This is a genomic window from Micromonospora sp. NPDC007220 (genome assembly GCF_040634035.1).
In the GTDB taxonomy this organism is placed as follows: domain Bacteria; phylum Actinomycetota; class Actinomycetes; order Mycobacteriales; family Micromonosporaceae; genus Micromonospora; species Micromonospora reichwaldensis.
The window spans coordinates 289,019-302,744 of the sequence record NZ_JBEYEU010000002.1; the positions used below are offsets into that span (position 1 = coordinate 289,019).

The following is a 13,726-nucleotide window of genomic DNA, read 5'->3' on the forward strand; positions in this document are numbered from 1 at the left end:
AGGTGGTCGCAAGGAGTTCGGAGGTACGGCCGTCGGCCGTACGGCACAGCGCTTCCCCAGGAGCCGGTGGGCGCCGGGGACGTGGTGCCGGTCGGATCGCCGGGCTCGGCCTCGGCGGAGCGGCGCTGCTGGTCCTGCTCACGGGCTGCGACGTCGGCGCGGCGTTCGGCGGCTTCGGCTGGCCGCAGGGCGGCATCACGCCCGAGTCGCACCGGATGTACGACCTGTGGATCGCCTCGTGCATCGCGGCGCTCGCGGTCGGCGTCTTCGTGTGGGGCCTGATCTTCTGGTGCGTCGTGCGCTACCGCAAGCGGGGCAACGAGCTGCCGGTGCAGACCCGTTACAACATGCCGATGGAGTTCCTCTACACCATCGCGCCGATCCTGATCGTCTCCGTGCTGTTCTACTACACGGCGGTCGTGCAGACCGACGTGGTGCGGACGACCAAGAACCCCGACGTCACGGTCGAGGTGGTCGCGTTCAAGTGGAACTGGCAGTTCAACTACCGCGACGGTCAGGGCCAGGACGCCAACACGGTCGCCTCCGTGCTCGGCACCAGCGAGGTCATCCCGATCCTGGTGCTGCCGACCGACCGGTCCATCCGGTTCGAGGAGACCAGCCGCGACGTCATCCACTCGTTCTGGGTGCCGGAGCTGCTGTTCAAGCGCGACGTCATGCCGGGGAAGATCCGCAACGTCTTCGAGGTCTCGAAGCTGGAGTCCGAGGGCGCCTACGTCGGCCGCTGCGCGGAGCTCTGCGGCAGCTACCACGCCTTCATGAACTTCGAGCTGCGGGTCGTCTCCCCGGAGAAGTACGAGCAGTTCCTGGCGGCCAAGCGGGACGGCAGGTCCACGCAGGAGGCGCTGACGGCCATCGGCGAGGACCCGTACGCGAAGACCACGAAGCCGTTCGAGACCCGTCGCACCGAGGCCAACTTCAACCCGGACGACGCGCCGGCCGGCGCGGGAAGCTGAGGGATCGGGCATGAAGACCGAGTGGCGCATCTTCCTGGTCATCGCCGGGTTCCTGCTCTTCGCCACCGTCCTCTACGGCGGGTGGACCGCCGCCGACTCCGGCGGCCAGGTCGAGTGGGTCGGCACGGTCGCCCTGCTGCTGAGCTTCCTGCTCTGCACGATGTGCGGCGGCTTCTTCTGGTTTGTCTCCCGCCGGATCGACCTTCGGCCGGAGGACCGGCCGGACGGCGAGATCGCCGACGGCGCGGGCGAGATCGGCTTCTTCAGCCCGGGCAGCTACTGGCCGTTCGGCCTGGCGATCGCCGTCGGGATGGCCGGTTTCGGCCTCGCGTTCTGGCAGTTCTGGCTGCTCGGCCTCGGCATGCTGGCGGTCACGTTCTCCGTCTGCGGCCTGCTGTTCGAGTACTACAGCGGCACCCGGCGCACCGCCGAGCACTGATCGGTCGGTCACCCGCGAACGTCCCGAAGGCCCGCCTCCCCGGGGAGGCGGGCCTTCGGCGTGGAACGGGTGGCGCGGGCGCGGGACGTGGTCGGCAGCGGCGCTGAGCGGACACCGCGGGGGCCCGACGCCCGCTCAGCGGTGGCGGCGGTTTCAGGCGGCGCGGCGGCGGCTCGCCGGGCGGTGCCGGCCGCTCGGACGCGCCAGGCGGAACGTGAAGGTGGTGACGAGCACGGCCGCGCCGCAGCCCGTGCAGACCAGTTCGGGGCAGTCGGCGCCGTGGCCGTCGGCGCACGGCGGCGCCTCGAACGGCTCGACGCCCTCACAGGTGTCGCAGTAGAGCTCGCGCTCCGACACGGGCGTCTCCTCTCGCTCCGGTCCCGCGGGGGCGTGTCGCACACGCCCGACGGGGATCGCCGCGCTCGACGGCGCAGGACGAATGTGGGAACTACTCAGCTGTAGTTTCCCACGGGGGTCCGACAACCTTCGGCGAGGCCCGGGGCTCAGAGGGCGCGCGCGACCTCGATCCAGCGGTCGAGGACGCGGGCGGCGGCCCCGGAGTCGACGGACTCGGCGGCCCGGTCGATCCCGGCCCGCAGGGCCGTGGTGAGGTCGCCGTCGAGCGGGCCCTGCGTGGCCAGCGCCGCCGCCGCGTTGACCAGGACCGCGTCGCGCACCGGGCCGGTCTCGCCGGCCAGCAGCCGACGGACCACGTCGGCGTTGAAGGCGGCGTCACCGCCGCGCAGGTCGGCCAGGGTGGCCCGGGGTACGCCGAGGTCGGCGGCGTCCAGCAGCGACTCCCTGACGACGCCGCCCTGGGCCGCCCAGACGCGGGTCGGCGCGGCGGTGGTGAACTCGTCCAGCCCGTCCTCGCCGCGCATCACCAGCACGGAGTCGCCCCGGGCGGCGAAGACGCCGGCCATCACCGGGGCCATCCGGGCGTCGAAGCAGCCGACCGCTCCGGCGCGGGGCCGCGCCGGGTTGGTCAGCGGGCCGAGGAAGTTGAACACCGTGGGCACGCCCAGCTCCCGGCGTACCGGGCCGGTGTGCCGCATCCCGGGGTGGAACCGGGCCGCGAAGCAGAAGCCCATGCCGGCCTCGGCGACGCACCGGGCCACCCCCTCGGGACCCAGGTCGAGCGGCACGCCGAGGAACTCCAGCACGTCGGCGGTGCCGCAGGAGGAGGAGGCCGCCCGGTTGCCGTGCTTGACCACCCGGACACCGGCGCCGGCCACCACCAGCGAGGCCATGGTCGAGATGTTGACGGTGTGCGCGAGGTCACCGCCGGTGCCGACCACGTCGAGGGCGGTGGCGCGCAGCTCGTCGGGCAGCTCGACCGGGACCGCCCGGCCGAGCATCGCCTCCACCAGACCGGCCAGCTCGGCCGAGGTCTCACCCTTGGCGCGCAGCGCGACGACGAAGCCCGCCATCTGCGCCGGGGCGGCCGAGCCGGCCATGATCTCGCCCATCGCCCAGGCGGTGTCGGCGGTGGCGAGTTCCTCGCCGCGCAGCAGCGCGTTGAGCAGGTGCGGCCAGGTCCGATCGCCCAAGGCGGGCCTCCCGAGCGTGCGAGATGCGGGTGGGATGGAACCGGCACCGGTCGGCCCGGCGCCGTGGCGGGCCGGAGCGGGGGACGTCAGGCGGGTGCGTGCGTCCGCAGCAGCTCGGCCACCGTGGTGCCGGTGGTCACCGGGTCGAGCGGGTGCACCAGGGTGGCGTCGACCTCGGCGTACGCCGCGAGCCACCGGTCGGCGGCGCGGGCGATCACCACACAGGTCGGGGGGGCGTCGGCCCGGTCGTCCTTGATCTGCCGGGCGATGCCGATGCCGCCGCCCGGGCTCGCCTCGCCGTCGAGCACCAGCAGGTCGATCTCGTAGTCGTCGACGAGCCGGACGCACTCCGCGTAGTCGGACGCCTCGACGAACTCGACCCGCAGGCCGGGCGCGGGGCGTGGCCCGACGGCGAGCCGCATCCGGTCGCGGACCTCCGGGTCGTCGCTGTAGAGCAGGACGGTGCAAAGACGATCGCTCATGCCGGCACTCCGCTTCGCTCCGTGCCGTCGTGCGGCACCATCACACTGAGCTTGATGATTCGTTCGCTGCGCGCTCGTCGGTCGGACTGGCTCCCACCTCGTGGCCGCCCGCTGATCGTACCGGTCGGTGTGAGGTGTGCGACGTCCGCCCGGCGGCGGCGCCGGGGCGTACCGGCCGGCCCGGCTCAGGCCGTGGACTCCGCGGCGCGCTGACGGGCCTCCTGGCGGTCCAGGTCGCGGTCGACGCGGCGGGCCTCCCGCTCGGCGTGCCGCATCCACTGCACGACCAGCACGGCCAGCATGGTCACGCTGACGAACTCGCCGCCGGCCCAGAGGATGCCGCCGGCGACCACCTGGTCCTGCCACGGGTCCGACCAGGTGAGCCCGAGCGACGGGTACCAGTCGCCCCCGAAGAGCGTGCTGCTCTGCATGATGGTGAGGCCGAGCACGGTGTGGAACGGCACGGAGAGCAGCATCAGCAGCGCCCGGGCCGGGTACGGCCAGCGGCCCGGCAGCGGGTCGAGCCCGAGCAGCGGCCAGAAGAACACGCAGCCGGTCATGATGAAGTGCGCGTGCACGACCTCGTGCGCCCACACGTTCTCGAGGGTGTAGCGGTACAGGTCGGTGAAGTAGAGCGCGAACGGGTTCACCACGAAGATGGCGAACGCCACCAGGGGGAAGCTGTAGATCCGGGCGATCCGGCTGTGCACGACCGCCAGCAGCCGCTTGCGCGGTCGCGGCGGCAGGGTGCGCAGGGCCAGCGTCACCGGCGCGCCCAGCGCGAGGAAGATCGGCGAGATCATGGAGAGCACCATGTGCTGGACCATGTGCACCGACAGCAGTGCCGTGTCGTACGCGTGCAGGCCGCTGACGGTGACCGCCGCGATGCCGCCGAGGCCGGGGCCGAGGAAGAAGACCGTCCTGGCTACCGGCCACCGGTCGCCCCGGATCCGCAGCCGGTGCACCCCGTAGAGGTAGACGCCGGCGGCCAGCACCAGGCCGACGGCGAGCCAGCTGTCCAGCCTGGTCTCGGTGAACACCGAGGTCACGGTGAACGGTGGCGGGGTGGCCGCGCTCGCCGCCGGCGCGGCGACGGCGGCTGCGGCGGAGATCGGATCGGCGTGCAGCACGCTTTTCAGCCTAGGTCAGGCGAACCGGACTGCCCCGATCGGGCTGTGGATGCCACGGGTTTGGCCCCCCGCTGATCGGCGGCCCCGGTCAAGGGCAATAATGACCGCGTGACTGCGGCCCCAGCCATTGACAAGAGCCGGATCCACTCCCTGACCCGACCCAACATGGTCAGCGTCGGGACGATCGTGTGGCTCTCCAGCGAACTCATGTTCTTCGCGGCGCTGTTCGCGATGTACTTCTCCATCCGCGCGGCGGCGCCGGAGCAGTGGGCGAAGCACACCGAGCACCTCAACATCCCCTACGCGACCACCTTCACGGTGATCCTGGTGTTGTCCTCGGTGACCTGCCAGCTCGGGGTGTTCGCCGCCGAGAAGGGTGACGTCCACGCGCTGCGGCGCTGGTTCACGATCACCTTCGTGATGGGCCTGATCTTCGTCCTCGGCCAGCTCAACGAGTACCGCGAGCTGGTGCACGCGGGCATCAAGATCAACGAAGACGGTTACGGGTCGATGTTCTACCTGACCACCGGCTTCCACGGCCTGCACGTGGCCGGCGGTCTGGTCGCCTTCGTCATCTTCATGATCCGCACCACCATGGGCCGGTTCACACCGGCGCAGGCCACGTCGGCGATCGTCGTGTCCTACTACTGGCACTTCGTCGACGTCGTGTGGATCGGGCTCTACGCCATGATCTACTGGCTTCAGTGATCTTGGCGCGTCACGAACCGCGCCGCTGCTCCGTCCCCTGAGACAAGGTCCAACCGGTTAAGGACACAGGTCATGACTTCTGACAACGACCGCCGACGCGGTCTGCTCGCGCGGCTGCGCGAGCGGCCCGCGGCGCGCAGCAGGGGCCGCCGCCGGCTGGGTGCCGCGGTCCGGCTGTTCGCCGCGCTGATGCTGGCCGGCGGCGCCTACACCGTCTTCGCCCCCGGCGTGCAGGCGCAGGACACCCCGCTCACCGGTGCCGCCGCGGAGGGCAAGGCGCTGTTCGACGTGAGCTGTGTGACCTGTCACGGTCGCAACGCGCAGGGCGTCGAGGGGCGCGGGCCGAGCCTGATCGGCGTCGGCGCGGCCTCGGTCGAGTTCCAGGTCGGCTCCGGCCGCATGCCGATGGCCCGGCAGGAGGCCCAGGCCCAGCGCAAGCCTGAGCTCTTCACCGACGAGGAGACCCGCCAGCTCGCGCAGTACGTCCAAGAACTCGGCGGCGGCCCGGTGGTGCCCGACGGTGACAACCTGCACGCCGACGGGAACGTCGCCGCCGGCGGCGAGCTGTTCCGGATCAACTGCGCGCAGTGCCACGCCTTCGGCGGCGGCGGCGGCGCCCTGTCCTCCGGCAAGTACGCGCCGAGCCTGCGCCCGGCCACCGACCGGCAGATCTACGCCGCCATGCTGAGCGGCCCGCAGAACATGCCGGTCTTCGGCGACAACCAGATCTCCCCGGACCAGAAGGCGGACCTCATCGCCTACATCCAGGAGACCCTGAAGCACGACCAGGACCCGGGCGGCTTCAACCTCGGTCGGTACGGGCCGTCCACCGAGGGCCTGGCGATCTTCCTGGTGGGCATCGTCGCGCTCGTCTTCGCGAGCCTGTGGATTGCGGGCAAGTCGTGACCGGGCGGCTCATCCGATTCAGTGCCGTGGTGCCGCAGCGCGGCACCGCCCGTAGCGAGGTGACGGCATGACCACGCACACCGAGCACCAGGCCCAGCAGGGCCGGGAGCCGCTCGACGTGAACACCCCCGGGCTCAGCCAGTTCGACATCGTCCGGGAGGGCGCGCGCCGGGACGACATCGAGATCGTCCACTACGAGCCGCAGGTGGCGCCGGGCAGCAAGGCCGAGCGCCGGCTGACCCGTACGGTCGCGTCGTTCTTCCTGCTGACCGGCCTGGCGGCGACCGCGTTCCTGGTGATCTACATCTGGTGGCCGTGGGAGTACTCCCCGGGCAGCGGCGGCGACAAGTGGTACACGCCCCTGCTCGGCGTCACCCTCGGCGTGGCCCTGCTCGGCATCGGCTTCGGCATCCTGACCTGGGGCAAGAAGCTGCTGCCGAAGGAGGTCTCGATCCAGGACCGGCACGAGGGCGCCGTCGCCTCCGACGACCGGATCATCACCGGCCAGACCATGCTCTACATGGCCGACGAGCTGGGCGTGAAGCGCCGGCCGCTGCTCGGCATCTCGCTGCTGGCCGGTCTCGCGCCGGTCGGCGCGGTCGCCGCGGCGCCCCTGGTCGGCGGCCTGATCTCCCAGCCGCACAAGAACAACCAGATGTTCAGGACGGGCTTCGCCCCGACCGAGAGCGGCGAGAAGATCCGCCTGGTCCGCGAGGACGGCCGGCCGGTCCGCCCGGCGGACGTCAGCGCGGGCGGCCAGATCACCGTCTTCCCCGGCATCGACCACGGCGTGAGCAACCTGCACGCGGACTCGCCGACCCTGCTGATCCACCTGCGGGACTCCGACGCGCAGAAGTCGCGCCAGGCCAACGAGCGTGAGCAGCACGGCGACTACATGTGGGGCAACTACGCCGCGTTCTCCAAGATCTGCACGCACGCCGGTTGCCCGGCGAGCCTGTACGAGCAGCAGACCAACCGCCTGCTCTGCCCGTGCCACCAGTCGCAGTTCCTGATCACCGACAACGCCCGGCCCATCTTCGGCCCGGCCAGCCGACGGCTGCCGCAGCTGCCGATCGAGGTGGACTCCGAGGGCTACTTCGTGGCCAAGTCCGACTACACCGAGACCGTCGGGCCCGACTTCTGGGAGCGGCCGTGAAGCGGCGCAAGTTTGACAAGGCAGCAGTCCCGGGGAACGTCGCCCGGGGGGTGGACGACCGCTTCCAGGTGGCCACCCCGCTGCGCCGGCTGCTGAACAAGGTCTTCCCGGACCACTGGTCGTTCCTGCTCGGCGAGATCGCGCTGTTCTCGTTCGTCGTCCTGCTGCTGACCGGCGTCTTCCTGACCTTCTTCTACGAGCCGGCGATGACCGAGGTCGTCTACAACGGCAGCTACGCCCCGCTGCGGGGCACGCCGATGTCGGCCGCGTACGCCTCCAGCCTGGACATCTCGTTCGACGTCCGCGGTGGCCTGATCATGCGGCAGATGCACCACTGGTCGGCGCTGCTGTTCATGGCCGCCATCGTGGTGCACATGCTCCGGGTCTTCTTCACCGGCGCGTTCCGCAAGCCGCGTGAGACCAACTGGATCATCGGCTCGCTGCTGTTCTGGGTCGGCTTCCTCGCCGGCTTCACCGGCTACTCGCTGCCGGATGACGGCCTCTCCGGCACCGGCCTGCGGATCGCCTCGGCGATCATGCTCTCCATCCCGGTGATCGGCTCCTGGGTCACCTCGTCGGTCTTCGGCGGGGAGTTCCCGGGCACGATCATCATCAGCCGGTTCTACATCGCCCACGTGCTGCTCGTCCCGGGCCTGCTGCTCGCGCTGATCGGCGCCCACCTGGGCCTGGTCTTCAAGCAGAAGCACACCCAGTGGCCCGGCCCCGGCCGGACCAACGGCAACGTGGTCGGCGAGCGGATGTTCCCCCGCTACGCGATCAAGCAGGGCGGCTTCTTCATGGTCGTCTTCGGCGTGATCGCGCTGATGGGCGGCCTGTTCCAGATCAACCCGATCTGGCTGTTCGGCCCGTACGAGGCGTGGGTGGTCTCGGCCGCCAGCCAGCCCGACTGGTACGTCATGTTCCTCGACGGCTCGACCCGCCTGATGCCCAACTGGGAGATCAACATCCCGATCGGCGACGGGTACGTGATCCCGCCGCTGTTCTGGCCGACGGTCGTGCTGCCGGGCATCCTGGTCGGCCTGTCGACGCTCTACCCGTTCCTGGAGGCCCGGCGCCTCAAGGACACCAGGAGCCACAACCTGCTCCAGCGTCCCCGGGACGTGCCGGCCCGGACCGGCCTGGGCGCCATGGCGCTGGCGTTCTTCGTCGTGCTGACCCTCTCCGGCGCCAACGACGTCATCGCCGACAAGTTCCAGATCAGCCTGAACGCGATGACCTGGGCCGGCCGCATCGGCCTGCTGGTGCTGCCGCCGCTGGCGTACTACGTCACCTACCGGATCTGCCTGGGTCTCCAGCAGCACGACCGGGAGGTGCTCGCCCACGGTGTCGAGACCGGCATCATCCGGCGCCTGCCGGACGGCCGGTTCGAAGAGGTGCACCAGCCGCTCGTGGCGGCCGACGGGCACGGCGACGGCCACGGCGCGCTGCCGTACGCCGGCTGGGTCGTGCCGAAGAAGATGAACCGGCTCGGTGCCCTCGGCCCGGCCATCCGGGGCTTCTTCTACCCGATCGAGAAGCCGGCCGAGGCGCCGGTCTCGCCGGGGCACCCGCCGGTCGAGCCCCGACCGGAACGGGAGGAGATCGGCAGCGGCGAGAGCCGCCGCTGACCCCGCGACACCTCGACGTGGCGCCCACCGGAGTCCTCCGGCGGGCGCCACGTCCGTTTCCGCCCCCCGACGGTCCGACACGGGCGTGTCGGTCGGTCGCCTCCCCGACGGGGGATCGCAGGAATAACCCCGGTCAGCCGGGTATCCGTGCGATCCAACGTCTCAAGGGGGGGAAGCATGTTGGGTATCAAACGCCTCGGCCTGCTGGCCGCGCTGGTGCTGGTGGGGATCGCGCCGGCCGCGGCGGCACAGGCCGCGGTGCAGCCGTCACAGCAGGACACCCAGTACCTGCAGGCCGTGCACCAGGTGAATCTGTTCGAGATCACCGCGGGTGACCTGGCCCAGCAGAAGGGCCAGAGCCAGGGGGTCAAGGACCTGGGCGCCCGGCTCAAGACGGACCACACCCAGCTCGACCAGACGGTGCAGCAGACCGCGTCGCAGCTGGGCGTGGAGTTGCCGAGTGAGCCCACCGCGGATCAGCAGTCCGTCATCGACCAGCTGAACAACGCCAGCGGCGAGGAGTTCGACCGGCTCTGGGTGACCAGCGAGCTGGCCGGCCACGTCCAGGCCATCCAGGCCACCCAGACGGAGATCTCGCAGGGCTCCGAGCAGTCGGTGGTCCAGCTGGCCCAGACCGCCCTGCCGACGCTGCAGGCGCACTACGACGCGCTGGTGCAGCTGGCGGAGCAGCTGGGCATCCCGGTGCCGCAGACCAGCGCCAGCGGTACCCCGAGCCCGGGCGGCACGACGCCGGCTCCGGGCGGCACCACCGAGACCCCGGCTCCGGGCGGCACCACCGAGTCGCCGGCTCCGGGTGGCACCGAGGAGGCGCCGGCTCCCACGCAGAGCTGACGTCCGCGCGCCACGACGGCCGGTCCATCCCCAGGGGTGGGCCGGCCGTTCGGCGTACCGCCCCGGCCGCCACCTGCCTCGCTCCGCCGGCGGCGCCCGGCGTCCGCGTCAGTCGGCGTTCGCGAGGCCGATCGCGAAGGCCTCCTCCAGATCGTGCTGGGAGTACGCCCGGAAGGCGATGTGCGACTCGGTGTTGAGCACCCCGGGCACCTTGGAGATGCTGCCGGCGATCACCTGCGCGATCTGCTCGAACTCCCGGACCCGGACCATCGCGATCAGGTCGACGTGGCCCGCCACCGAGTAGACCTCGCTGACGCCGGGCAGGTTGGCCAGGTTCTCGGCCACCTCGGGGATCGAGTCGGTGGCGCAGTCGATCAGCACGATCGCGGTGATCACGGGACATTTCTCCGTTCGTCGGCGTCGTCGCCCATGCTAGAGGCTTCCCCGGCCCGGGGACGGCGGTGTGCCGGGGACGGTGAGGGCGGTGCCGGCGCGTACCGCGTCGCGCAGGTGCTCGCCGGGGCCGACGGTGGCGCCGGGCCAGACGACTGCCCGCTCCACGTCGCCGTGCACGACGGCGCCCGCGCCGACCACCGCCGAGCGGCAGCGGCCCGTCACCGTGGCCGTCGGGTCCACCAGGTTGCCGCCGCCGGCCGCGTGCAGGTTGGCCGCCAGGTAGTCGGCCGGGGTGCCGGTGTCGTAGAAGGTGCCGGGGTACGGCACGACGGTCAGCGCGCCGGCCGCCTCCGCCGGCCGCCAGAGCGCCCGGACGAGGTCGCCGAACCCGACCGGCAGGCCCCGCACCAGCCGCCACGGCAGCAGCGAGAAACCGGTGAAGACGTGGCCGTCGAAGGTGCCCGGTGCCGCCGGGTCAGGGGCGGGCTGGCCGAGCAGGCGTACGGAGTCGCCGTCCCAGTCGTGCAGCAGCGCGGCGATGTCGGGGCCCGGGGGACGGGCCGGGTCGGCGAGGTAGGCGTCGGCGTTGCCGACCAGCACCCCGCGCCCGGCGATCCAGTCCCGCAGGTTCGCCACGCCGCCGGCGGTGCCGAGCGGGTCGCCCGGCTCGACCGAGAGGTGGGCGCGGTCCCCGACGTGGTCGACGACCTGGTCGCCGAGGTAGCAGGCGTTGACGGCGACCCGGTCGGGCCCGACCAGGCCGAGCCCGGCCAGCCGGTGCAGCGCCCGGTCGAGCAGCGGCACGTTGCCGACCGGGCAGAGCGCCTTGGGCAGCCGCTCGGTCAGCGGCCGCAGCCGGGTGCCCTCGCCGGCGGCGAGCACCACCGCGCAGACCTCAGCCCGGGCGACTGCCGGGCCGTGGCCGGTCCTGGCGGTGGGGTCCGGGACGCGGCCGGTTCCGGTGGCGGTTGCCGGGCTACGACCGGCCTCGGTGGCGGCTGCCGGGCCGCGCTCGCCGGGGGCTGCGGTCACGGCTTCTTGTCGGGCACCGGTGGCGGGAACTGCCCGGCCAGCGGCCCGATGTCGTAGTACGCGAGCAGCCGGGCCGTCGGCCAGGTCAGCTTGGGCAGGTCGTCCAGCGGGTGCCAGGCGGCCTCGTAGACCTCGGCCCCGTCGACCTTCAACTCGGTGCTCGACGCCGGTACCTCGGCGGTGAACACGACGTCCACCCAGCCCTTGGCGTGCACCACGGCGTTCGGCACGGCGGGGCTCAACTGCCGGGGCGACAGCCGGATGCCGGACTCCTCGTGCAGCTCCCGGGCGGCGCCCACCACCGGCGCCTCGCCCTTCTGCAACAGGCCGGCCGGCAGCCCCCAGCCCCTACCGGGCGGCTGACGCAGCAGCAGCAGCCGGCCCGCGCCCTCCGCCTCGCTGTCCCGGACCAGGGTGACCGCGCCGACGATGTACTTCGGCACGGCCAGCCGGACCAGGCGGCGGCGTACCGGCAGTGGCAGCCGGTAGAAGACCTGGTAGGCGACGGCTCGACCGGTGGCGCGCGAGCGGGGGATCATGCGTCCAGGCTAGTGGCCGCGAGGAGCGTTCGGACCACCCGGGCCCGGGGCGGTCACTGCCGGTGGTCCACCAGGTCGATGAGCTGGCGTACGACCGTGTCCGGTTCGATCACCCGGTCGAAGACCGCGACCAGCAGCGTCTCCAGGTCGGGGTAGCCCAACTCCTCCGACAGCCGCAGCAGCGGCAGGTCGCTGGCGAGGCCCCGGTCGTGCTTGCGCAGGGCCAGCCCGATGGTGGCCCGGCCGAGGCGGACCTTGTCGGTGATGGAGATGCCGGGCTCGGTGTGCTCGGCGAACCACCGGCTGATCTGCATCTGCGCCTGCGGCGACTTGACGAAGCCGAGCCACTCCCGGCGGGGGCCACGCGGGGCGGCGTCGGCGTCGAAGCCGTTCGCCGCGTCGGTCTCGGTGAAGATCTCCACCACGTCGCCTTCGTCCAGTTCGGAGGAGAGCGGGGCCAGCCGGCCGTTGATCCGCGCCGCGAGGCAGTGGTCGCCCCGCGCGGTGCCCAACTCGTACGCGAGGTCCACCGGGGTCGCCCCGGCGGGCAGCACGACCTGTCGCCCGTCGGCGAAGACCTGGATCTGCGCCTCGGCGAGGTCGCAACGCAGCGACTCGAGGAACTGGGCCGGGTCGGCCGCGTCCTGCTCCCAGTCGAGCACCCGACGCAGCCAGTCGAGCTGCTCCGCCCGGGCCGTGCCGCCGCCGGAACGCGGGAAACGGAAGTCGGCGGCGACCCCGTACTCCGCCGAGCGGTGCATCTCCACGGTGCGGATCAGCACCTCCACGGTGCGGTTCCTGGGCCCGCAGACGGTGGTGTGCAGCGAGCGGTAGAGGTTGTTCTTGGGGGAGGCGATGAAGTCCTTGAACCGGCCGGGGACCGGCCGCCACACGCCGTGGACCGCGCCGAGCGCCGCATAGCAGTCGGTCGCCGGGCCGTCCACCACGATCACGATGCGGGGCAGGTCGAAGGGGGCGCTGTGGCCACCGGCCACGGTGTCCTTCCAGATCGAGTAGAGGTGCCGGGAGCGGGGGGTCACCGCCGCGTCCACCCGGCTGCGGCGCAGGGCCGACTTCGCGTGGGTGACCACCTCGTCGAGGTACGCGTCCCAGCCGGGCCGGTCGTGCACGTGCCGGGCGATCCGGGCGTGCTCGTCGGGCTCCAGGTGCAGCAGCACCACGTCGTCGAGTTCGCGCTTGAGCGTCTGGATGCCGAGCCGGTCGCAGAGCGGGACCAGCACCTCCTGCGTCTTGCGGGCGATCCGCTCCCGGGACGCCGCGGACCGGACGCCCAGGGTGCGCATGTTGTGCAGCCGGTCGGCCAACTTGATGATCAGGACCCGGACGTCCTTGCCGGCCGCGATGATCATCTTGCGGATCGTCTCGGCTTCGGCGGCCTTGCCGTAGAAGGCCTTGTCGAACTTGGTCACCCCGTCGACCAGATGCGCCACCTCCGGCCCGAAGTCCTCGGCGAGCGCCTGGAGGGTGTAGCGGGTGTCCTCCACGGTGTCGTGCAGCAGCGCGGCGACCAGGGTGATGGCGTCCATGCCGATCTCGGCGCAGATCTGGGCGACCGCCAGCGGGTGCGTGATGTAGGGCTCGCCGCTCTTGCGGAACTGCCCGCGGTGCATGTTCTCCGCGATGGTGTAGGCCCGGCGCAGCACGGAGGGCTCGGTGCCGGGATGGATCGTCCGGTGGGTCCGGACGAGTTGGCTGACCGGGTCGGTGTCGGCGGTGGGCCAGCTCAGCAGCGAGCGCAGCCGGCGGGCCAGCGGCAGCTCGCCCGGTTGGGTCGGAAGCGCGCCCCCCAGGGCGGCGCCGCGTCCGGCGTCGACGTCCACGTGGGACACCTCCTCACCCCGGCTCCGCGGCCGCCGACACCCGGCAACCGGGAGCAGGCCCACGAAACGGGCAGGACTGCACTTCTCTAACAG

At 72.0% G+C, this 13,726-nt stretch carries 15 protein-coding genes; 7 read left to right on the top strand and 8 right to left on the bottom strand.

Annotated features, from left to right (window positions below):
• Positions 1 to 2: 2 nt before the first annotated feature.
• Complete coding sequence (coxB, locus tag ABZ573_RS07445) at positions 3 to 974, top strand: cytochrome c oxidase subunit II (protein ID WP_132236131.1); 972 nt, start codon at positions 3 to 5, stop codon at positions 972 to 974.
• 10 nt (positions 975 to 984) lie between these two features.
• Positions 985 to 1,413 carry a cytochrome c oxidase subunit 4 gene (locus ABZ573_RS07450; RefSeq protein ID WP_357578187.1) on the top strand — a complete coding sequence of 143 codons (429 nt, stop codon included), beginning with the start codon at positions 985 to 987 and terminating at the stop codon, positions 1,411 to 1,413.
• Positions 1,414 to 1,566: 153 nt separating this feature from the next.
• Here ABZ573_RS07450 and ABZ573_RS07455 read toward each other — a convergent pair whose 3' ends face one another.
• The 4 genes from ABZ573_RS07455 to ABZ573_RS07470 form a co-directional block, all read right to left on the bottom strand.
• Entirely contained in the window at positions 1,567 to 1,770 is a 204-nt protein-coding gene (locus ABZ573_RS07455) for a hypothetical protein (protein WP_151454495.1), read from the bottom strand.
• Positions 1,771 to 1,916: 146 nt separating this feature from the next.
• Positions 1,917 to 2,963 carry an anthranilate phosphoribosyltransferase gene (gene trpD / locus ABZ573_RS07460; RefSeq protein WP_358116522.1) on the bottom strand — a complete coding sequence of 349 codons (1,047 nt, stop codon included), beginning with the start codon at positions 2,961 to 2,963 and terminating at the stop codon, positions 1,917 to 1,919.
• Between the two features lie 86 nt (positions 2,964 to 3,049).
• Positions 3,050 to 3,445, bottom strand: coding sequence for a hypothetical protein (locus ABZ573_RS07465; protein WP_132236139.1), 396 nt, complete (start codon positions 3,443 to 3,445; stop codon positions 3,050 to 3,052).
• Between the two features lie 185 nt (positions 3,446 to 3,630).
• Positions 3,631 to 4,575, bottom strand: coding sequence for a cytochrome c oxidase assembly protein (locus tag ABZ573_RS07470; protein ID WP_327029172.1), 945 nt, complete (start codon positions 4,573 to 4,575; stop codon positions 3,631 to 3,633).
• Positions 4,576 to 4,683: 108 nt separating this feature from the next.
• Between ABZ573_RS07470 and ABZ573_RS07475 the strand changes: the two genes are divergently transcribed.
• From ABZ573_RS07475 to ABZ573_RS07495, 5 genes are all read left to right on the top strand, one after another.
• Positions 4,684 to 5,283, top strand: coding sequence for a heme-copper oxidase subunit III (locus ABZ573_RS07475; RefSeq protein ID WP_151454492.1), 600 nt, complete (start codon positions 4,684 to 4,686; stop codon positions 5,281 to 5,283).
• A 72-nt stretch (positions 5,284 to 5,355) separates the two neighbouring features.
• Positions 5,356 to 6,189, top strand: coding sequence for a cytochrome c (locus ABZ573_RS07480; protein WP_132236145.1), 834 nt, complete (start codon positions 5,356 to 5,358; stop codon positions 6,187 to 6,189).
• A gap of 67 nt (positions 6,190 to 6,256) precedes the next feature.
• Entirely contained in the window at positions 6,257 to 7,345 is a 1,089-nt protein-coding gene (locus tag ABZ573_RS07485; protein ID WP_151454491.1) for a Rieske 2Fe-2S domain-containing protein, read from the top strand.
• A complete protein-coding gene (locus ABZ573_RS07490) occupies positions 7,342 to 8,973 on the top strand; it encodes a cytochrome bc complex cytochrome b subunit (RefSeq protein ID WP_151454490.1) in 1,632 nt (543 codons plus the stop codon). Before ABZ573_RS07485 ends, ABZ573_RS07490 begins: the two co-directional genes overlap by 4 nt.
• A gap of 177 nt (positions 8,974 to 9,150) precedes the next feature.
• Positions 9,151 to 9,825 (top strand): DUF4142 domain-containing protein, encoded by a 675-nt coding sequence (locus ABZ573_RS07495; RefSeq protein WP_151454489.1) that lies wholly within the window; start codon positions 9,151 to 9,153, stop codon positions 9,823 to 9,825.
• Between the two features lie 108 nt (positions 9,826 to 9,933).
• Here ABZ573_RS07495 and ABZ573_RS07500 read toward each other — a convergent pair whose 3' ends face one another.
• The 4 genes from ABZ573_RS07500 to ABZ573_RS07515 form a co-directional block, all read right to left on the bottom strand.
• Positions 9,934 to 10,221 carry an Lrp/AsnC ligand binding domain-containing protein gene (locus ABZ573_RS07500; RefSeq protein WP_088999172.1) on the bottom strand — a complete coding sequence of 96 codons (288 nt, stop codon included), beginning with the start codon at positions 10,219 to 10,221 and terminating at the stop codon, positions 9,934 to 9,936.
• Between the two features lie 36 nt (positions 10,222 to 10,257).
• Positions 10,258 to 11,106, bottom strand: a complete 849-nt coding sequence (locus ABZ573_RS07505; protein WP_151454501.1) for a sugar phosphate nucleotidyltransferase — start codon at positions 11,104 to 11,106, stop codon at positions 10,258 to 10,260.
• Between the two features lie 143 nt (positions 11,107 to 11,249).
• A complete protein-coding gene (locus ABZ573_RS07510) occupies positions 11,250 to 11,792 on the bottom strand; it encodes an NUDIX domain-containing protein (RefSeq protein WP_132236153.1) in 543 nt (180 codons plus the stop codon).
• 53 nt (positions 11,793 to 11,845) lie between these two features.
• Positions 11,846 to 13,633 carry an HD domain-containing protein gene (locus ABZ573_RS07515; RefSeq protein ID WP_151454500.1) on the bottom strand — a complete coding sequence of 596 codons (1,788 nt, stop codon included), beginning with the start codon at positions 13,631 to 13,633 and terminating at the stop codon, positions 11,846 to 11,848.
• Positions 13,634 to 13,726: the final 93 nt, after the last annotated feature.